The organism is Paenibacillus sp. J22P143 (genome assembly GCF_059692035.1).
In genome coordinates this window covers 21,618-41,021 of record NZ_JCAUAQ010000030.1, presented here as the reverse complement: position 1 = coordinate 41,021, position 19,404 = coordinate 21,618, and the positions used below count along the sequence as shown (strand labels likewise).

The 19,404-nt window shown below is 46.3% G+C and carries 17 protein-coding genes, 1 tRNA gene and 1 pseudogene; 2 read left to right on the top strand and 17 right to left on the bottom strand.

Annotation, left to right across the window (positions count from 1 at the left end):
- Positions 1 to 52: 52 nt before the first annotated feature.
- From AC58PQ_RS25900 to AC58PQ_RS25860, 9 genes and pseudogenes are all read right to left on the bottom strand, one after another.
- A pseudogene (locus AC58PQ_RS25900) lies at positions 53 to 466 on the bottom strand (alpha/beta hydrolase); the annotation flags it as partial.
- Positions 467 to 567: 101 nt separating this feature from the next.
- Entirely contained in the window at positions 568 to 804 is a 237-nt protein-coding gene (secG, locus tag AC58PQ_RS25895) for a preprotein translocase subunit SecG (protein ID WP_056611230.1), read from the bottom strand.
- Positions 805 to 907: 103 nt separating this feature from the next.
- The gene (locus AC58PQ_RS25890) at positions 908 to 1,621 is read right to left on the bottom strand and encodes a M50 family metallopeptidase (protein WP_497246665.1); all 714 of its coding nucleotides are present in this window, start codon (positions 1,619 to 1,621) and stop codon (positions 908 to 910) included.
- Between the two features lie 88 nt (positions 1,622 to 1,709).
- Positions 1,710 to 3,002, bottom strand: coding sequence for a phosphopyruvate hydratase (gene eno, locus AC58PQ_RS25885; RefSeq protein WP_497246663.1), 1,293 nt, complete (start codon positions 3,000 to 3,002; stop codon positions 1,710 to 1,712).
- Between the two features lie 36 nt (positions 3,003 to 3,038).
- Positions 3,039 to 4,577, bottom strand: coding sequence for a 2,3-bisphosphoglycerate-independent phosphoglycerate mutase (gene gpmI / locus AC58PQ_RS25880; protein WP_497246661.1), 1,539 nt, complete (start codon positions 4,575 to 4,577; stop codon positions 3,039 to 3,041).
- A gap of 1 nt (position 4,578) precedes the next feature.
- Entirely contained in the window at positions 4,579 to 5,331 is a 753-nt protein-coding gene (gene tpiA / locus AC58PQ_RS25875; protein ID WP_497246659.1) for a triose-phosphate isomerase, read from the bottom strand.
- Between the two features lie 31 nt (positions 5,332 to 5,362).
- Positions 5,363 to 6,544 (bottom strand): phosphoglycerate kinase, encoded by a 1,182-nt coding sequence (locus tag AC58PQ_RS25870; protein ID WP_497246657.1) that lies wholly within the window; start codon positions 6,542 to 6,544, stop codon positions 5,363 to 5,365.
- 248 nt (positions 6,545 to 6,792) lie between these two features.
- Positions 6,793 to 7,800 carry a type I glyceraldehyde-3-phosphate dehydrogenase gene (gap, locus tag AC58PQ_RS25865; protein ID WP_497246655.1) on the bottom strand — a complete coding sequence of 336 codons (1,008 nt, stop codon included), beginning with the start codon at positions 7,798 to 7,800 and terminating at the stop codon, positions 6,793 to 6,795.
- 80 nt (positions 7,801 to 7,880) lie between these two features.
- Positions 7,881 to 8,903, bottom strand: coding sequence for a sugar-binding transcriptional regulator (locus AC58PQ_RS25860; protein WP_497246653.1), 1,023 nt, complete (start codon positions 8,901 to 8,903; stop codon positions 7,881 to 7,883).
- A gap of 262 nt (positions 8,904 to 9,165) precedes the next feature.
- Here AC58PQ_RS25860 and AC58PQ_RS25855 point away from each other — a divergent pair.
- Together AC58PQ_RS25855 and clpP are read left to right on the top strand one after the other, a co-directional pair.
- Positions 9,166 to 9,237: transfer RNA gene (locus AC58PQ_RS25855), tRNA-Arg, on the top strand.
- 165 nt (positions 9,238 to 9,402) lie between these two features.
- Complete coding sequence (gene clpP / locus AC58PQ_RS25850; RefSeq protein ID WP_028555559.1) at positions 9,403 to 9,984, top strand: ATP-dependent Clp endopeptidase proteolytic subunit ClpP; 582 nt, start codon at positions 9,403 to 9,405, stop codon at positions 9,982 to 9,984.
- A gap of 64 nt (positions 9,985 to 10,048) precedes the next feature.
- On the opposite strand, the gene AC58PQ_RS25845 is transcribed toward clpP, so the two are convergent.
- The 8 genes from AC58PQ_RS25845 to AC58PQ_RS25810 form a co-directional block, all read right to left on the bottom strand.
- Entirely contained in the window at positions 10,049 to 11,812 is a 1,764-nt protein-coding gene (locus AC58PQ_RS25845; RefSeq protein WP_497246651.1) for a stalk domain-containing protein, read from the bottom strand.
- Between the two features lie 209 nt (positions 11,813 to 12,021).
- Positions 12,022 to 12,291: an HPr family phosphocarrier protein gene (locus AC58PQ_RS25840; protein WP_028555561.1), complete on the bottom strand. Its 270-nt coding sequence runs from the start codon at positions 12,289 to 12,291 to the stop codon at positions 12,022 to 12,024.
- Between the two features lie 146 nt (positions 12,292 to 12,437).
- Positions 12,438 to 13,370, bottom strand: coding sequence for a DNA-binding protein WhiA (gene whiA / locus AC58PQ_RS25835; protein ID WP_065851303.1), 933 nt, complete (start codon positions 13,368 to 13,370; stop codon positions 12,438 to 12,440).
- 5 nt (positions 13,371 to 13,375) lie between these two features.
- Positions 13,376 to 14,359 (bottom strand): gluconeogenesis factor YvcK family protein, encoded by a 984-nt coding sequence (locus tag AC58PQ_RS25830; RefSeq protein WP_477593211.1) that lies wholly within the window; start codon positions 14,357 to 14,359, stop codon positions 13,376 to 13,378.
- A gap of 58 nt (positions 14,360 to 14,417) precedes the next feature.
- Positions 14,418 to 15,305 carry an RNase adapter RapZ gene (gene rapZ, locus AC58PQ_RS25825; protein ID WP_497246649.1) on the bottom strand — a complete coding sequence of 296 codons (888 nt, stop codon included), beginning with the start codon at positions 15,303 to 15,305 and terminating at the stop codon, positions 14,418 to 14,420.
- Positions 15,306 to 15,381: 76 nt separating this feature from the next.
- On the bottom strand, positions 15,382 to 16,329 hold the full coding sequence (locus AC58PQ_RS25820; protein WP_497246647.1) for an ROK family glucokinase: 948 nt from the start codon (positions 16,327 to 16,329) through the stop codon (positions 15,382 to 15,384).
- A 227-nt stretch (positions 16,330 to 16,556) separates the two neighbouring features.
- The gene (gene trxB / locus AC58PQ_RS25815) at positions 16,557 to 17,504 is read right to left on the bottom strand and encodes a thioredoxin-disulfide reductase (RefSeq protein WP_497246645.1); all 948 of its coding nucleotides are present in this window, start codon (positions 17,502 to 17,504) and stop codon (positions 16,557 to 16,559) included.
- 95 nt (positions 17,505 to 17,599) lie between these two features.
- Positions 17,600 to 19,336, bottom strand: a complete 1,737-nt coding sequence (locus tag AC58PQ_RS25810) for a tetratricopeptide repeat protein (protein WP_497246643.1) — start codon at positions 19,334 to 19,336, stop codon at positions 17,600 to 17,602.
- Between the last annotated feature and the right edge of the window lie 68 nt (positions 19,337 to 19,404).

Below are 19,404 nucleotides of genomic sequence, written 5' to 3'. Positions count from 1 at the left end.
CAAGGAAACGATAAACCCAGATATATCAGCATAGACGCTCTCTCTCTTTGATCTAGCAGTAAGCCGTGAGAGGACTCCTCACTTGCTTCAACAGCTTACGTAAACTGACTACGCAGCGAATCGGCGTTTTGGTATAAGCACATGACTCATCTAACAGTGTGGAGTTCGGTTTAGGTTTTTTGGCTATGTAAGGTTTAAAATATTGCAAAAGAACGGCAAGCGCTGATTTCCTTGAAGTTAAGTATATTGGCGTTGCCAGCGAAATAATTCCTGCTGTGCGACGTTCTACCGCTAGTTTCAACGCAAGCAATCCACCCATAGAATGCCCCATAACAATCACGTTTTTGCATTTCCCTGCAAGCCCGTCAAAACTCTCCAGCACATGCCCATACCAATCCGTCCATCCGGTACGCTTCATATCCTCTGGTGTCGTGCCGTGTCCCGGCAGTCTAATCGCTTGAAACGTATATCCGTCTTCTCTCGACTGCCAACTCCAATACGAAGCACTCGCTTAAAATGAAAAAACAGCAGGAGTATAGTTCCCCTGCTGTTATCGTTTTATGTGTTTTAGCTCTTCACTACGTATGCTACGACAATGGAAAGAATGAAGAATGCAGCAGCAAGCCCCATCGTTGCGCGTGACAAAAATAGTTCCAAACCACGTGCTTTTTGTTTGCCAAATAAGTGCTCTGCGCCACCAGAAATGGCACCGGACAAGCCTGCGCTTTTCCCTTTTTGTAAAAGGACAATCGCGATTAATCCAACCGAAGCTATGATTAACAAAATTTTCATAAAGATTAACATATTAGCACCCCAATTGCCTATTCTTTGCCTTATACAACTAGCATAAGTATTTTAACATAGTTCGTCCAAGAACACAACTAAAAGCCCAATCGCAGCTTTCTCTCTAATAATCCCGATACGAGGACATCGTCGCAGGACGACTCAGCCGTCTAGCTCCCTTATTTCGTCCAAGAAAAGCACTCACCGCTTGCTTCGCACACCACAACGCGAATAACGTAAACCCGATCGCCCACACGATGGCAGGCATCCCCGTATGATTGGCTAAATTAGTCGCATCACCTGCGCTCCGGCTGTTTTGCAACGCATATACGATTAGAGAAGCTGGTCCGAACACTGACTCCTCCAAGCACAAGAACGCGAGCAGCAGGTAATAGAAGTCACGCAGCCACTTTGGCGTAAGCGCCAGCACAACAATAGTCAGGATGATAAAACCGACCAAGAACATGACACCATACCCATTACGCACGAATAAGACGAGAGACAGGATCGATAATGCTGCCGTCACTTGCAACCCAAGTCGCTGCTTCCCTCTTGCGTAGGCGGAGAACAGAAACCACGCGAACACCGAGGCCGTCATATAACCTGCCAGTGACACAGGAATGATCGCCCAAGACTTCGTGATCGTTGATAAAGTAACACCGCTTTGATTACTGTATAGTTCGATATACATAACCTTCCCCGAAAGCGCCAAAGTTACCGCTGCGTGCCCGAACTCATGTACCATCGTGTCCAGGTTCCGAAAAAAGGAAGAAGGGAGCCAGTGCGTGAGCACCGCGGAACCTATCAAAAATAAAATAGTTTTTACCCAGTTGCTCATACAGACGACGCCCCCCTGATTACATAAACGAGCAGGTGACTAGATCACCTGCTCGTTATAGTTCTATTCAGTTATCTACGAAGTAGAATTACTTGAAGTTTCTCAAGTTGTAAAATGCTTTTTTACCAGCGTATTGTGCGACAGTGAACAACTCGTCTTCGATACGAAGAAGTTGGTTGTATTTCGCTACACGGTCCGTACGGGACGGAGCACCTGTTTTGATTTGACCAGCGTTAGTAGCAACCGCGATATCAGCGATTGTGCTGTCTTCACTCTCACCAGAACGGTGGGAGATAACTGCTGTGTAACCAGCGCGTTTTGCCATTTCGATTGCATCAAAAGTCTCAGTAAGCGTACCGATTTGGTTAACTTTAACCAAGATGGAGTTACCGATGTTTTCTTCGATCCCTCTGGATAGACGCTCAGTGTTCGTAACGAACAGATCGTCACCAACCAGTTGAACTTTGTTACCCAATTTCTCAGTAAGCAATTTCCAACCTTCCCAGTCGTCTTCGGAACAACCGTCTTCAACGGTGATGATTGGGTATTTATCAACCCATGCAGCCAAGAAGTCAACCCACTCAGCGGATGTGAAGGATTTGCCTTCGCCTTCAAGGTGGTATTTACCATCTTTGAAGAACTCCGTGGAAGCAACGTCCATACCCAAGAATACGTCAACACCTGGTTTGTAACCAGCGTTTTCGATTGCTACAAGGATCGTTGTGATTGCTTCTTCGTTGGATGCGAAGTTAGGAGCGAAGCCGCCTTCGTCGCCAACAGCTGTGTTAAGGCCTTTTTCTTTCAATACGGATTTCAAGCTATGGAAAATCTCAGCGCCGATGCGAAGAGCTTCTTTGAAAGTTGGCGCGCCAACAGGCAGAACCATGAACTCTTGAACGTCAACATTGTTGTCGGCATGTGCCCCACCGTTGATGATGTTCATCATTGGAACTGGAAGTGTTTTCGCGTTGAATCCACCAAGGTAGACGTACAATGGCACGTCCAAAGCGTCAGCAGCTGCGCGAGCAACAGCCATGGAAACCGCTAGAATTGCGTTAGCGCCTAATTTAGCTTTGTTAGGTGTACCGTCAAGCTCGATCATTTTGTTGTCGATGCCAACTTGATCAAGAGCGTCTAGACCGATGATTTCAGGAGCGATGATTTCATTTACGTTCTCAACAGCTTTCAGAACGCCTTTACCAAGGTAACGACCTTTGTCACCATCACGAAGCTCAACAGCCTCGTATGCGCCTGTGGAAGCGCCTGAAGGGACGATAGCACGGCCGAATGCGCCGGACTCTAAGTATACTTCTACTTCAACCGTTGGGTTACCGCGGGAATCCAATACTTCGCGTGCGTAAACATCAGAAATAATTGTCATTGTGATAAAACACTCCTTCAATAATATAAAATAGTTTTACTTGTTTAGAATTGTTGCTCCGGTCATTTGCTCCGGCTGCTTAACTTCTAAGAAGTCTAGCATCGTTGGTGCAATATCTGCCAGAATTCCGCCATCTCTTAGTGTAACAGATTTGTCCGTCACAATAAAAGGCACCGGATTCGTTGTGTGTGCTGTGTTACGTGAGCCGTCTGCATTCGTAACGACATCGGCATTTCCGTGATCCGCTGTGATGCAGACTACGCCGCCTTTAGCTAGGACTGCTTCAACAACTTTACCTAGACACTCGTCTGTCGCTTCGATCGCTTTAACCGTTGGCTCCAGCAATCCAGAGTGACCTACCATGTCAGGGTTCGCGAAGTTCAAGATGATTACATCATGACGCTCAGCTTCTACTTCTTTAACCACTGCATCCGCTAATTCATAAGCGCTCATTTCCGGCTGCAAATCGTACGTCGCAACCTTCGGTGAAGGAATCAATAAGCGAGTTTCGCCTGGTAATTCAGCATCACGACCGCCGCTGAAGAAGAATGTTACGTGCGGATACTTCTCAGTTTCCGCTGCGCGAAGCTGTTTCAGACCGTTCTGAGCCAATACCTCGCCCAGCGTGTTATCGAGATTCTTCGGTTTGTACGCTACGAAACCGTCTACGGACTCGCTGAACAGTGTCAGACACACGTAGTAGAGGTTCTTAGCCACTTTAGGACCACGATCAAAGCCACGGAAGTCTTCATTCGTGAAGACTTGAGAAAGCTGAATCGCCCGGTCAGGACGGAAGTTAAAGAAGATAACCGCATCGCCTGATTCCACTAGTCCAACCGGCTTCTCATCTTTACCAACGATAACCGTTGGCATAACGAACTCGTCATACACCGATTTCTCATAGGATTCTACGATCGCTTTCATCGGATCTGTGTAAGTAGGGCCATCGCCATACACCATGGCGCGGTAGGATTTCTCCGTACGCTCCCAGCGTTTATCGCGGTCCATCGCATAGTAACGACCTTGTACAGTCGCAATTTTGCCTACGCCGACTTCCTCGATTTTGTTCAAAAGCTCTTCCATATACCCCTTCGCAGAATCTGGAGCCACGTCGCGGCCGTCCAGGAATGCGTGGATGTAAACTTCGCTGAACTCTTCTTTTTTCGCCAAGTCCAATAGAGCAAATAAATGCTGAATGTGACTATGTACACCGCCGTCAGAAAGCAATCCGTACAGGTGAAGCTTCTTGCCGTTTTCTTTGGCATGACGAACAGCGCCTAGAATTGTTTCATTGTCGTAAAATTCACCATCACGAATCGATTTCGAAATCCGTGTCAGATCCTGATACACAGTACGGCCTGCGCCGATGTTCAGGTGTCCTACTTCAGAATTCCCCATCTGACCTTCTGGCAAACCTACAGCCTCACCGCAAGCGGTGAGGGTTGTATGAGGGAACGTCGACCAGTAACGGTCGTAGTTCGGCTTTTTGGCATGAGCAACCGCATTCCCCTGCTCTTCCGAGCGGAGTCCGAAGCCATCGAGAATGATGAGTGCTACCGGTTTCGGTCTGGACATGTTACTTCGCCCCCTGGACGAGTTGGATGTAGGAAGCGGACTCTAAGCTCGCTCCACCTACAAGTGCGCCGTCGATGTCAGGCTGTGCCATGTACTCAGCAATGTTGTTCGGTTTTACGCTGCCGCCGTATTGGATACGAACAACATCTGCAACTACTGAGCCGTAAAGACCGCTCACCAATGTACGGATGTAACCGATCACGTCTTGTGCATCTTCAGCTGTTGAAGATTTACCCGTACCGATCGCCCAGATTGGCTCGTACGCGATAACCACTTGTGCAGCTTGCTCTGCGCTAAGACCAGCAAAAGCTGCTTCTGTTTGTACTTTACAAACTTCTTTCGTTTGACCCGCTTCACGCTCTTCCAACTTCTCGCCTACGCAAAGAATTGGTTTCAAGCCGTGTTTGAAAGCTGCAACCACTTTCTTGTTCACGATTTCGTCGGACTCAGCGAAGTAAGCTCTACGCTCGGAGTGACCGATGATCACATACTCAACGCCAAGGTCTTTCAGCATTACGCCGCTGATTTCACCTGTGAATGCACCGTTATCTTCAAAGTGAAGGTTTTGTGCGCCAACGTGAACGTCAGTACCTTTTGTAGCTTCAACAAGTGCTGGCAAGTTTGTAAAAGGGGAACAAATTACGCTCTCCACGCCTTCTACTGTGCTGCCTTTCACTTCGTTCACGAAGCTGATGGCTTCGGAAACGGTTTTGAACATTTTCCAGTTACCCGCGATAATCGGTGTTCTACTCATCGTAAGTCTCCTTTTATAGAAAAATAATTTCTTATTTGTCGTTAAGTGCTACTACGCCTGGCAATGCTTTACCTTCCATAAACTCCAAGGAAGCGCCGCCGCCTGTGGACATATGGTTCATTTGCTCAGCTAAGTGGAATTTCTCTGTTGCTGCAGCGGAATCGCCACCGCCGATAACGGTGTAACCCTCAGTTGTTGCACAAGCTTGCGCTACTGCACGTGTACCGTGGGAGAAAGGCTCGATTTCAAATACGCCCATCGGTCCGTTCCAAACAACAAGTTTGGACTTCGCGATAACATCTGCGTAAAGCTCACGCGTTTTCGGTCCGATGTCAATGCCTTCCCAATCAGCAGGAATGCCGTCAATGTCAACGATTTGCGTGTTCGCATCTGCGCTGAATTTATCCGTAACAACGATATCTACAGGAAGTAGGAAGTTTACACCCTTTTCCTTGGCTTTCTCGATAAAGCTAAGCGCTAAATCCAGCTTCGAATTGTCCAGAAGCGATTTACCGATTTCATAGCCTTGTGCTTTCAAGAATGTATAGGACAGACCGCCACCAATCAGGACGTTATCTGCAATGTTCAGGAGGTTTTCAATGACAGCGATTTTGTCTTTTACTTTGGATCCACCAACGATGGCTGTGAAAGGACGCTCTGGGTTGTTCAGCGCTTTGCCTAGAACATCAAGCTCTTTCTCCATCAATAGACCGGAAACAGCTGGAATATAAGCTGCAATGCCTGCCGTCGACGCATGTGCACGGTGAGCAGCACCGAAAGCATCATTCACGAACAAATCAGCTAGATCAGCGAAAGCTTTGGCGAGCTCAGGATCATTCTTCTCTTCACCTTCGTTGAAACGAACGTTTTCAAGCAAAAGTACGTCGCCATTTTCAAGCGCATCGACTTGTGCTTTCACGATTTCACCAACAGATACATCCGCTTTAATCACGGATTGACCAAGAAGCTCAGCCAATTTTGCAGCAACTGGCGTTAAACGAAGCTCTTCAACCACTTGTCCGTTTGGACGACCAAAATGGGCAGCAAGAATAACTTTAGCGCCTTGCTCTACTAAGAATTTAATCGTAGGAAGCGTTTCTCTGATGCGCGTATCGTCGGTGATTTGACCGTTTTCTACAGGTACGTTGAAATCAACGCGAACAAATACTCTTTTACCAGCTACTTCAACATCGCGAACACTTTTCTTATTCATCGTAAAAGCCTCCTTAAAGTTTTGCTTTAGCAAAATCTATCTTCGTAAGCATAAGCTCTGGCGTGTATGGTTTTCTTCCGGGTCTAACTTTTTCTATGTGTAAATCGCACATAAAGAGGAGAATCGCTTCTCCCCTTCATGTGGTTTTTCAGTTGAATGAAGGATATTACTTATCCTTCATTCAACCTGGATAAACGCTCTCGTCCATAGTGGACGAAGGATTCGTTTATCTTGGATGATTTATGAAATTACAGACCTTTTTTCGCGATGAAAGCTACCAAGTCAACAACGCGGTTGGAGTAGCCCCACTCGTTATCGTACCAAGAAACAACTTTCAACATGTTGTCGCCAACTACCATCGTGGACAAAGCGTCGATTGTGGAAGAAGCTGGGTCACCATTGAAGTCGCTGGATACAAGTGCATCTTCTGTGTAGTTCAGAATGCCTTTAAGAGGGCCTTCGGAAGCTGCTTTCAAAGCTGCGTTTACTTCGTCAACAGTTACGTTAACTTTAAGCTCAACAACCAAATCAGTTACGGATACGTTTGGTGTAGGAACACGCATAGCCATACCGTTCAATTTGCCTTTAAGCTCAGGAAGAACTAGACCGATTGCTTTTGCTGCACCAGTGCTGGAAGGAATGATGTTCTCAGCTGCTGCACGAGCACGACGAAGGTCTTTATGTGGAACGTCAAGAACGGATTGGTCATTTGTGTACGAGTGAACAGTTGTCATCATACCTTTTACGATTCCGAAGCTATCGTTGATAACTTTCGCGAAAGGAGCTAGACAGTTCGTTGTACATGAAGCGTTGGAGATGATTGTGTGTGCAGCTGGATCGTATTTGTCTTCGTTAACACCAAGTACGATTGTGATATCTTCGTCGGAAGCAGGAGCGGAAATGATAACTTTCTTAGCTCCACCTTTCAAGTGAAGAGCTGCTTTTTCTTTTGCTGTGAAAATACCAGTGGACTCGATTACGATTTCAGCGCCTACAGATGCCCAAGGCAGGTTCCCAGGGTCACGCTCAGCAAAAACTTTGATGGAACGACCGTTAACGATCAATTCGCCTTCTCCAGCTTCAACCGTAGCGTCTAGTTTACCGTGAGTAGTGTCATATTTAAGCAAGTGAGCCAAAGTTTTAACGTCTGTCAAATCGTTTACTGCCACGATTTGTACATCATTGCTGTTCAATGCTGCGCGGAATACGTTACGACCAATACGTCCGAAACCGTTAATACCTACTTTTGTTGTCATAGTGATTTCCTCCTAATATTACATAAATATTATATTTCAAAACGCAGCCAAGGGCATACGTTATGATGTCAACTTCTCTGCTAAACATGCTTCATAATTTCTAGGGCTGCTGCTTCGTCTGTGACAAGCACATCTTCTTGCCCATGCCGCAGTACAGAAGCGATCGCTTCACCCTTGCTCTTCCCGCCGGCAACACCAATCACAACCTCAACACGCTGCAGATCTTCCAGCCGCAGTCCGACTGTCGGCATCTTATGAACCACATTTCCTTGGCGGTCAAAATAATATCCGAGCGCCTCAGCAAGCGCCCCATCCGCTCTCAGACTGCCCGTAGTCTCAGCATCTACTTTACGTCTGCGTGCCATGACCATAGCATCTCCGATACCATGTACAACAATGCGACAACTCCGCACTGCGTTCACAACTTCCTGGATCTGCGGATCTTGAATGAGAGATTGATACGCTTCTTCTCCAAGATGATCTGGGACATGCAGCAGTCTGTATTTCCCACCTGTTTTCTTGGCCATAATGGAAGCAATCGTGTTCGCTTGCATATCCACACTTTCGCCAAGTCCACCGCGTGCAGGAACGAACCAACTGCCCTTCATTGAAGAAGATATCGCTAGGTTATTAGCGATCTGCGCCATCGTCGATCCACCGGTTACTGCGATGATATCATCTTTGGCCACATATTTACGCAGGGCGGCCGCACCAGCGCGTCCAAGCTCCTTCTTCGTAAATACCGAAGTGTCAGAATCTCCTGGGACAATGATCACGTTGGAAATGTGAAAGGCTTTGGCAATGCTGTCTTCCAAATCCGTCAGGCCAAACGCCATCTTAATGATCGGCTGCATATCCTCCAGCAGCTGACGACCAGACTCGCTGATCTTCATACCGCTTGCGTCAGATTCCAGAAGCCCTAGCTCCTTCAGGAAATCCACTTCACCGCGAAGTACGCGCTCCGTCATATCGAGTGAGGACGCTAACGTCCTTCGTCCGACAACGCCAGAAACCAAGATGTGTTGCAGAATCGAGTAGCGTTTCTTCATGATGTCCATAAGATCCGGCATGAGCTGTTTCTGAATGTCTAGAATCTCTCTCATAGGACGACTCCTAACGCTCCGATCCATTCCAGGACATTTTATGTCCCGGGTATACATTTTCTGTCCCACCCGGACGAAAAAAAAGTTCCTTGCACGATTCATATTTCGTTTCTCATTTACATTTCTTATTATAACCAATCTCAGAGCAATATTCAACATTTGTTCAAACATTTTTCGTAAGTTAGGCCTGTAAGGGCTTACCTCCTTGCTTTTTCTGGATACCTGCCTTATAATTACCCTTGCTTCTCTTTTTCTAAACTATGCGCCCGTGGTCCAATGGATATGACGTAGGCCTCCGAAGCCTGAGATAAAGGTTCGATTCCTTTCGGGCGCGTCCACTAAAAACAATAACTATGCATAAGCAGTAACCCCGAATCAGCTCCGAAGCTGATTTTTTTTGCGTTTAGTTTGACCTTTCTTGACCTTCAGACGTTTTTTCGTTATCATACTTGTAGATACTGTAAATAGTATGTAACCCAACCCCAAGGAGGTCATTCTCATGAGTTTTATTCCTATGGTCGTCGAACAGGACGCGCGCGGTGAAAGAGGATATGACATCTACTCTCGCTTGCTGAAGGACCGCATTATATTCTTAGGCACGGGTGTCAACGATGTTGTGGCGAATTCCATCATTGCTCAGTTGCTCTTCTTGGCCGCTCAAGATCCTGATAAAGATATCTCGCTTTACATTAACAGTCCAGGCGGCTCGATCACGGCCGGTATGGCCATCTTCGACACGATGCAGTTCATCAAACCAGACGTATCCACGATCTGTGTAGGTATGGCCGCTTCGATGGGCGCATTCTTGCTTACAGCTGGTGCCAAAGGCAAGCGTTATGCGCTTCCGAACAGCGAAGTCATGATTCACCAACCGCTTGGCGGCGCAGAAGGTCAAGCCTCAGACATCGAAATTCGTGCAAAGCGCATTTTGAAAATGAGAGATAACCTGAACACCATCCTAGCTGAGCGCACAGGACAAACCTTCGAGCGTATCGAGAAGGATACCGACCGCGATAATTTCATGAGTGCTAAGGAAGCAGCCGAATACGGACTCATCGATAAAGTCATCGAGCGCGTCTAATTTTATACAGATAAACAGCCTAACATCATTGCTCACCCGAGCGTTGAAGTTAGGCTGTTTTTTTCTACTTTTTATCTTCCAATGGATAGAAAATCAAATCAATCGGAAACGCTGAGCCTGCTGGAGGCGTGAACTCAATATCTAACGCATCTTCTGTACCCGTCGTACGTGCCAGTACTTCCAAGCCATCGAATGCCGTAATGACACCGGAATACGGCACAGGAATGATTTCACCATTGATCTTAAACGGCCCTTTGAACACGCCGCCTCTAGCCATGATCATCACTGCCATTTTGCGCGGCTTATCCGCATGGATTTTGTAGACCACGCCATAATTCCCGCCATTCACAACATCCATCTTCCGCATGACGTCATAGCCTTTGACGAACGGATCCGTCTTATTATCACCGATCGTTAATACGGAGGCTTTCGTGAAGCTCGAGGCATCAACCTTCCACTGAATCTCCGAAACTGGGAAGGTGCCGCGAACATGGCCGTTAAAGGAGAGTAAAGGTAACTCCTTCACCGTCGTTGTTGTCAGCATTTGATCCGTTGCGATAAAAGACATCTGCAACTCACCGTTTGTTTCGACATCATAGAACAAGTTCACGCCTTGTCCAGGGTAGAATTCAGGCAGCTTCGCATACACATAACTTGCGTGAGGCAGAACCGTCATTTCATCCGTGTACACATTATTAAGAAGGAAATCAACCGACGCTTCGCTGCCGATCAAGTTCGCATATACGGAAGGATATACTTCACCTTTATTCGTCGTTTTGATCGTAACCGGTTTATCCGTATTGTTCGTTGCAAAGATCGCCATTGTCATCTTCTTTTGCGTGCCATTGATATGATCAGCGTATAAGCGCGCTTTGCCGTTAATATTGTCCTGATACAAAATACCGCTAGTTGTAAACTCTTCCGGACTGTCGCTCACAAGCAACGTGCGCCCTTGCACTTCTTTTACTTCCTTCGGAAGCAGCGGTAATTCATTAAAATGCGACCAAATCGTCGACCAATTCGTTTTAATGAACCCACCAACCGGCTTCAAATAAATCGGGTACTCTACTTCTGATAAGTACGATTCGTTAACGACAGTCACGTAGCTTTTGAACAATTTACTCACATGGTCATGTCGATCCTTGACCGTTAAGGTTACTGGGTATTGACCTGGTTTGAAGAAAGCCTCTTGTTTACCTGTCCAATCGTAGGACGCGATACCTTCTGCATCTGGATCATAGCTCAGATCTAAATATTTAACAGGCTCACCAAGTCTGTAGGTAGGCTTCGCAGTAGCAAACTTAGCTACAGGACGAGAATTACTATCTTGATCAATATAGATACCCTCAGGCGCTTTAAAATGTACAATCTCTACGCGTCTCAGTTCACTGTTATACGTGTATTTTGCACCCATGTAATCAGCTAACCATGTCAGCTTCACGAGCAACTTGCCATTCACGATAGCGGCTACTGAATTAAAGGGTACATCTACTCCATTCGTTGTCACCGTCTTGTGATCGGAATCAAGCACAATGTTGAAGCCTGGAGGTGCCATTTGAATCGTCCGAGATAAATCATTCCACTCCACTTGAAAGCCTAATGTATCACCTAAGAATTTGGCTGGAACGAAGGTGCTTCCATCAATAATGGTAGATGGGGATTCGAGATGAATTTGCTCCTGATTCACGAATGCTTCTGACTTATCAATATAAAGTAAAATAAAGGACGAGCTTGTTGATACCGCATGTGCGGCTGGTGTTGTAATCGTACTGACTAGAAATACGAGTACAGCCAATAGGGCAATCATTTCTTTCTTTACTACATTCATTTCACTTCGGCTCCTTCTTCAAGCTTGGGATAGGCACGCCACAATAAAATATAAATAGCCTTATCCATCATGACCACGTTTATTAGACGTAGCCAAGCGAAAAAGGTTGCTTTTTCCATTAATTGTTAACAAATTTGACACTTTTCGAGCGATAGAAATGCACTCCAATAATGCAAAAAAGCCCCCTCGAAAGGTAGGCTTTTATAGGATTATTGGTTTTCCAATTCTTCCTTACTAACTAATGTGACTAAAGCGTTTACAGCCTGCTCTGCATCCGAACCTTCTGCACTTATGAAGACTTCGGTCCCTGTGCTGATCGCGAGACTCATAATTCCCATGATGCTTTTCGCATTCACTTTCTTCTCATCTTTCTCAACAAAGATCTCCGATGAAAACTTATTCGCCTCTTGAACAAACAATGCCGCAGGTCTGGCATGAAGTCCTGTTCTCAACTTCACAACGACTGGACGTCTGGACATGGAACTAATTCCCCCTAGTGTGGAGCTTATATGGATTACTATTAATAACAGCGTTACCTTATGTTTTAATATTATAGCATTTTTCCTTCAAGTACACTAGAAAAAATGCGAAAAACTTATACATACGTTGTGCAGCCCGGGCATATCTACGAATTTCGGTGTTTTTCTGCCAATTCGTCTATTTTCCGCAAGCGATGATTTACGCCTGACTTGCTGACACTGCCCGAAAGCATGTCCCCAACTTCCTTTAAATTCAAATCGGGATGCTGAAGTCTAATTTCTGCAACCTCTCTTAGCTTCTCAGGTAAGCTGTCAAGACCGATCTCCCGTTGCAGCAATCGAATATTTTCGATTTGTCTAACGGCTGCCCCGATCGTTTTGTTCAAGTTCGCTGTTTCACAGTTCACGATGCGATTCACCGAATTCCGCATATCCTTCATAATCCGGACATCCTCGAAGCGCAGCAGCGCTTGATGAGCCCCAATGATATTGAGAAACTCGATAATTTTCTCACCTTCCTTGATGTACAGCACGAACCCTTTCTTACGTTCAATGAATCGGGCGTTCAAGTCGAACTTGTTCGCAAGCTGTGTTAATGCTTTACAGTGTTCTTCATAAATCGAAGCGATTTCCAAATGATAGGAAGATCCCTCCGGATTATTGACGGAGCCGCCAGCCATGAAGGCCCCCCGAAGATAAGCTCGCTTGCAGCAATTGCCGCGAATAATGTCCTTATTAATACCCGTCGTGAAAATAAAACCCTCAGAGACGATTTTCAAATCACTGAGTAACTCCTGTACTTGACCGGGCACCCTAACAATGTACACATTATTCTTCTTTAGACGCATTTTCTTACGCACGAGTAACTCCGTGTGTGTATTATACGTCTTCTTGATCAGCGAGTAAATCCGCCGCGCAATAGCTGCGTTCTCCGTGGATACATCCAACACGACACGCTGACTCGTTAACTGAACAGCACCATTCATTCGAATAAGGGCTGATAGCTCCGCTTTTTCACAACACGGTTCCGAATCATTGATTAAGGTTAATTCTTTTTTGGTTGTTGCCGCAAAGGACAAGGGACTCACTTCTTCCTTAACAGCCAGCTTTCGACGAGCTGATAGATATGGTCACTCAATTTCTCTGCATCATGACGAAGATAGGTTCGGAATAAGACAAGACGATCTGCAATGACCCGATATCCCCTTTTCGTCACTTCATCCAAATCTAAATGGACCGCTTTCGAACCTTTTTCCGCGTATTTGGCTTGCACCTGCGGTGGTATTTCACCATTATTCACGATCACATAATCAAACAAATGCTGACCTAAATGATCATAAATCGCATCCAGATGGTCACTGACAGAATAATCATCGGTTTCACCTGGCTGTGTCATAACATTACAGATGAACAATTTTACAGCATGAGACGCAACAATTTCCTTAGCAATTCCTGGAACAAGCAAATTCGGAAGCAAGCTTGTATATAAACTGCCCGGGCCGCAAAGAATCGCATCTGCCTCGCGTATGGCTTGAACCGCTTCTGTGAGCGGTGTCACACCGGCTGGTTCAATGAATACTTTCTTGATCCGTCCATCGGCCTTCGGTATTTTGGATTCCCCAACAACTAAAGTCCCGTCCTCCATAATGGCTTTCAACACAATGGCTTGATTCGAAGCCGGAAGTACTCTCCCCCGAACAGCGAATACGCGATTCATTTCTTGTACGGCGGTAACAAAATCACCTGTAATATCTGTCAGTGCCGCTAGTATTAGATTTCCCAGACTGTGTCCAGCTAAACCCGTACCGTTTTGAAATCGATATTGAAGCATCAAAGACAATAAGGGCTCGACATCAGCTAACGATGTTAACACATTTCGAATATCTCCCGGAGGGGGCATCTGCAGCTCATTTCGCAAGATGCCGGAACTTCCTCCGTCGTCTGCGACGGTCACGATAGCTGTGATATCAACTGGCTTTTCTTTAAGTCCTCTCAGCATGACCGAGAGCCCTGTTCCACCGCCAATAACGACTATTCTGGGCTTACGCTGTAATTGTCCAAGCTCCATACTTCTTTCACCCTCTTAATTGAGAAAACCCCTATTGAAGCCATTCCAAGATGAGCGACTATAAGCGGTCTCGTTCGGCATCCCGATGACTTAGACGCACGGTCTCGGTCTCGCTGTTTCCCATGACCTTACCTAGATATTCCGTAATCGCAACCGATCTATGTTTACCTCCTGTACAACCAATGCCAACAACAACCTGACTCTTGCCTTCCTTCTTATACTGAGGCATTAAGAAATTCAGCATATCCAGAAGCTTCGTCAGGAATTCTTGTGTCTCCGACCATTTCATCACATAATCATATACATCTGGATCTTGACCCGTTTGCGGACGAAGCTGATCAACATAATGGGGATTTGGCAAGAAACGCACATCAAAGATTAAATCAGCATCAATAGGGACACCATACTTGAATCCGAAAGAGATGACATTTATAGCTATGCGATTCGTTTCTAGATTGGTGAACCGGGAAATAATTCTTTCTTTCAATTGCACTGGCTTCAAGCTGCCGGTATCAATTACCTGCGTGGCCAAACCTTTGAGTTCTTCAAGCAGCTTGCGTTCAAGACCTATTCCCTCAAGCGGCGCCCCGTCCGGTGCTAATGGATGGCGGCGACGACTCTCCTTGTAACGCTGTACGAGTGTTGCATCCGTAGCATCTAGGAATAGAATTTCATAGCTAAGCGTGTAATTCTCTTGGATGTATCGCAAGGATTCTTGAAGCGCAGTGAAAAACTCACGTCCGCGCAGATCAATTACCAAGGCGACTTTACCGATTTTACCCATCGATTGCACGATTAATTCGGCAAACTTCGGAATCAGGACGGGAGGTAAGTTATCAACGCAGAAGAATCCCAAATCCTCCATGCTTTGAACAGCAATTGTCTTGCCTGCACCCGACATTCCTGTAATGATAACCAGTTTCGGTAAAGGGTGGTTTTCTTCCATGAATGACACCTTCCTTTGGGGTGCTTTCGCAGATCAGCTTCTCTTCTGTTCATCTGCGAACCCGGTCTATAGCCTTCTATCGTAAATTCAATCCTGCAGCTCCAACAACGCCAGCATCGTTGCCAAGTGTGGCAGCAACAATCTCAACACCCTCAGCAGCTACTTCTGGTGTGAACTTGATAAATGTTTCACGAATAGGTTGGAATAGGATTTCTCCTGCCTTCGATACGCCACCGCCGATCATAAAGCGCTTAGGGTTAATCACAACAGCTAGTGCTGCCATCGAACGTCCGATATAATAAGCCGCACGATTCACGATGCGCAAAGCTACTTCATCTCCGCTCTTCGCATCATCAAACACATGCTTAGCTTCAATTTTCTCATGAAGGGCTAGTGATGTACGCTCACCGCGCTCTACCGCTTCCTTAGCCATACGAACAATACCTGTCGCGGAGGATACCGTTTCAAGACAGCCCATTTGGCCGCATCCGCACTGAATCGCTTCAATGTCAGGAACGATGGACATATGTCCAAGTTCTCCAGCCATACCTGCAGAGCCCTGATAAATTTTACCGTTAATGATGATACCGCCGCCTACACCTGTTCCAAGTGTATAGCACACGACGTTTGGAATGCCCGCTCCAGCTCCCGACCAAGCTTCGCCTAGCGCAGCTACGTTCGCATCGTTATCAATTTTAACTTGTTTACCCAGAAGTGCTTCAAGTGTCTTCTTGGCAGGAACGTTATGCCATTGCAGGTTCGGAGAGAATTTCACAATGCCTTCTGGAATATCCATGAATCCAGCCAAACCAGCGCCAATACCTGCTACTTGTTCCCACGAATAATCAGATTCTTCGACAATTTGACGGACATATTGCGCAATACGTTCAAGTACCGACTCTGCACCTAGTTCTGGTGAAGTAGGACCTTCTAACGTTTTAAGCAGCTTACCTTGCTCGTCACAAATACCTACTTTAATATTCGTACCGCCTAGATCTACACCGATATAAATTTGATTGGACATTTCAAGGTCACCTCATGAATAATCATAAAATTTTCGGAAAATTTCTGGGGTCCCCGCAAAGTAATTGGAATATGCTTCGAAGGCACTCGTCACTTTGTGGGGTTTACTTATGCTCCTGTTCCCACTATAAGACAACCCTGCCAGGAGGTCAAGATTCATCAGCACCCTGTGTAAACGAGAAAACGTGGAAAGCTTAGCCCTCCACGTTAACTGAATTGCCATACGACTTACAACGAAATACTCCAGTCGTGTACGCTGTTGCCTTCAAGGAACTTCTCTGCTTCCAACGCTGCTGCGCATCCGCTTCCTGCAGCTGTAATGGCTTGACGATACTTCGTATCTTGCACGTCACCACAAGCGAATACGCCTGGGATGTTCGTTTCTGTTGTACCCGGCTTCACAATAATGTAGCCATGCTCATCCGTGTCGATTTGTCCACCGAGGAACTTCGTATTCGGCGTATGACCGATAGCTACGAAGATACCGTCCGTTTCAAGGATTTCATCTTCACCTGTTTGGTTGTTTTTCACTTTAAGGCCCGTAACGCCTTTGTCACCCGCGACTACTTCTAACGGCGTGTTGTTAAGGGACCATTTCACCTTCTCGTTTCCACGAGCGCGGTCTTGCATAATTTTGGAGGCACGAAGCTCATCGCGGCGATGCACCAAACGCACTTCTGTAGCGAAGCGAGTAAGGAAGTTCGCCTCTTCCATAGCAGAGTCACCGCCACCAACGACGATAATCTTTTTGCCACGGAAGAAGAAACCGTCACACGTTGCACATGTACTTACACCGCGTCCGATATTTTCTTTCTCGTTCGTGATCCCAAGCAATCTAGCAGAAGCACCTGTTGAAATAATCAGTGTTTCAGTCTCGATTTCGCCCAGACCTTCTACTTGTAATTTAAATGGACGGTTTGTTAATTCTACGGAATTGACCCAGCCTGTTTTGAATTCAGCGCCAAAGCGTTCTGCCTGCTTGCGCATGTTTTCCATTAATTCCGGCCCCATAATCCCTTCGGGAAATCCTGGGAAGTTCTCTACTTCGGTAGTCGTGGTTAACTGCCCACCTGGTTCTGGTCCTTCAATAACAAGCGGGCTTAGGTTCGCACGCGCCAAGTAAATAGCTGCCGTTAGACCGGATGGTCCTGTTCCTACTACGACTGATTTGTACATATGATTTCCCTCCTAGGCGCTTCCCTGTGGAAAGCTCTCTTTAATAACATATATGTATGAAAGCCGAAGCTTTCATGATGCATCAAGCTCGGCTATCAAAGACTCGTAAACTTATTGAAAATCGCATCCATTTTCTCACGCAAACCACAGGTGTCGTCGATGAGCTTCACATGTCGACTGACCGTGGAAACCGTGACGCCATAGCGTGTAGCGACTTCCTGATAAGAAATCGTACGGCGATGCATTTTGGCAATCAAATACTCTAACGCTGCTGCCCAACCTTCAGGTTTCTGAATCTTAGGCACGTTCGGGTACACCTTCGTCAGAAATTCGACCCACAGAATTTCTAAGTCATATTGTTGTACCATATCGTAACGTTTGTGCATATGCGATAGGGCCGTTTCCATGACTCGCTGCCATGCTGAATCCCATACAGGAAGATGAGGTGAGTAGGGTGAAGCCTCTACCATGATGTCTTTATTTTCGAGATAGGCAGGTAGGGACTCGCGAATGCCCATACTTCGCAGCACGAAGATGGCAACCTTCTTCAAGTAGTCATCCTCTTTATGATCCAAAATGAAATCCTGAAGGGCGTCTCTCACTTCGTTGTCCGCAATCAAGCCAAAGGCTTGAATGACTTGAAGTTTCGTCTCTACATCGCCATGTCGCAGAGCCCAGAAGAAGGATGACCGCACAAGCGGGTCTTTCTTCAATTGATCAGGAATCCCTTGCATTGATTTCTCAAGCGCACGGAACTGCTCTTCGAACGGCAGATGGTAGTGATAGCTCCAAGTGAGCGGAAGCGCCGACTTCTCTCTGATCCGCAGCTGTTCTAAGTAGAACTTGGAAATTTCAGCACCTGGATCCAGCTTCTGAACCTGCTTCCATAAGCGATGCGCTTCAGCGAATCGACCGATATGGCAAGCAGCAACTGCCGCATAATGATACAAGCAAGGATCTGTGCCTCCGTCACCGGCCTTCAGCAGACGTTTAAACAAATGGTAGGCTTTCTCATGCTGAGCAAGAATACCCATGGTCGTTGCCAGCTTGAACACATGCTCCTGCTGAAACGGAAACGTCTTACCGAGAAGCGAGGTAAGTTCTGCAAGCTCCTTCTTGTTACCGAAATGCTGATGGAAAATCGCCATATTACATAGCGCATGCAGATTACCAGGATCGATAACCAGTACTTCTCGGATCGTTTCCATCGCTTTCTCGAACTGTCCCATATAATAATAAGCCAGTGCCAGATTGTTGCGAGCGGCTGTGAAATCAGGCTGTTTCTTCACCAATTTCTCCAGCTGCCTTACGGCTTCAGCAAACTTACCTTCCTCCAGCAACGCACGGGCCTTATCATGCTCGAACAGCCCTTCTCGACTCTTGATGCTAGTGAGAGGGGCGGGACGATCAAGCTCGTAGCTCAGCATTTCCATCATTTCTTCGGATTCGTCCATGAATTGCCCTGTTGGGTCATTCTCCAAATACCGAACCAATGCCTGTTCCGCCTGCTCGAAGTTTTCCATGTTGGCATAGTTGTTTGCCATATAAAAGTGACATTCTGTCATCTCGGGATCAATGGTTTCAAGGATATGCTGCAAAATTTGGTTCGACTCGTCATAATTGCCCACTTCGGAGAGAACTCCTGCGAGATTACAGTGATTCACAGGATTATCCTGCTCATACTCTGCAGCCCGCCGGAAATATTTCAATGCCTTATCATAATGAAACCGATCCAAAGATTGAACCGCTCTCTCGAAAAAGAATGCGGCATCCATGTTAATTGAAATAACTTTTGGTTTTGGCGCTTCGGATATGCGCTTTTTCTTTTCCATAGCAAGACACCTCCGGCAATTTGATTACCATCAAATTATACCATAGATATCCTAGAAGCCAAAAACAT